At 59.0% G+C, this 1,259-nt stretch carries 1 protein-coding gene; it reads left to right on the top strand.

Annotation, left to right across the window (positions count from 1 at the left end; genetic code table 11):
* The first annotated feature begins 155 nt into the window (after positions 1–155).
* A complete protein-coding gene (locus ABG80_RS03230; RefSeq protein ID WP_058086343.1) occupies positions 156–470 on the top strand; it encodes an isochorismate lyase in 315 nt (104 codons plus the stop codon).
* Positions 471–1,259 lie beyond the last annotated feature (789 nt).

The following is a 1,259-nucleotide window of genomic DNA, read 5'->3' as shown; positions in this document are numbered from 1 at the left end:
AACGAACAAAATGGTCATGGACTTCCCCTTCCGAGTGAGTGGATGAGATTCGCAACCCCATCGTGGCACTTCGTTGCCGTTCGCCGCAATATGCGGCTAGCTCGGGACGGGGAAGTCCCTTTCATTCGTTAGGCGCACACACATAAGGAACAGGGATGCAAATCGAAAACAGGTTATCGCCAGAGCAATGCGCGGGAATGGACGACATCCGCACCGAAATCGACTTGCTTGACAGGGCTGTTGTCAGCCTCATCGGCAAACGCTACCAATACGTCCTCGCGGCAGCAAAGTTCAAAACGTCAGCGACCTCTGTTCGTGCGCCCGAACGCTTCAAAGCTATGCTTGAAAAGCGTCGCCAATGGGCTGAGCAGGAAGGCCTAAGCCCTGACGCCATTGAGCGCATGTTCTCCGACTTGGTGAATCACTTCATCGACGAAGAGATGCAGCGCTGGAAGAGCACTCATGCGTGAATCATCCCCTTCGTATAACCAGCGCCTAACTGGGCGTTGCAGGGGACGCCAATACATCGCATCGCTTCGGCCATGCCAAGCGCGCGCCCCTGAACTTGGGCGTTAGGCCCTCGCGTAATACGCTGCTTGCACAGGCCACACGAGCCGCCTCCTCGGCGGCAGTCGCACATTCGTTCTTGCCACCAAGTTGGTGTGCTGGCACCGCTGCCGCTCAGGTGGAAGGTGCGTTAGATTGAGGTCTTCGTCAGCGCATGGCTGACGCCATACGCAAAGGGAGGCGTGATGGCACGGTTCACATCAAGGGCTGCCACTGCAGTTCATCGCGCACACCAGGCTTGCGCCTCGTGTGCGGGTTCGCTGGCCGCGCAACGGCTGTGCTACTTGCACCGGCCTAACTGGGCGTTGCAGGGGACGCCTCCACCACTGCTCGCTTCGGCCTCGCCAAGCGCGCGCCCCTGAACTTGGGCGTTAGGCCAATGCTGAATACCCCGCATGCGCAGGCCAAGCGAGCCGCCTTCTCGGCGGCAGTAATCAGCCAGGCATGCGCTTCTAGGCTCGCGCAAGGGCTCGTGGCATGCTTGCGCTCAAACGGGCCATCGGCTCGGCAATCAACACACAGGGGCCTCATGCACAAGCTGCCGTTCACCTGCCACCCCCGAGTTCGACACCAAATGCTGTAAGTGGTTGATTTGACTAGGTTGACCTAGTCAGCGTGCCACTACAGGAGGGATAACTGGAGTTCGTTGCTGAGCTTTTTGACCTTCAAGGCGGCCATGGTGGCGGCCTGAT

The organism is Aquabacterium parvum, assembly GCF_001447195.1.
Lineage (GTDB): Bacteria > Pseudomonadota > Gammaproteobacteria > Burkholderiales > Burkholderiaceae_C > Aquabacterium > Aquabacterium parvum.
This window is presented reverse-complemented; position numbering and strand designations above follow the sequence as displayed.

Excerpts from the sequence above, each read along its gene's own strand:
- ABG80_RS03230 (WP_058086343.1), top strand. The coding sequence starts at position 156 with ATGCAAATCGAAAACAGGTTATCGCCAGAGCAATGCGCGGGAATGGAC.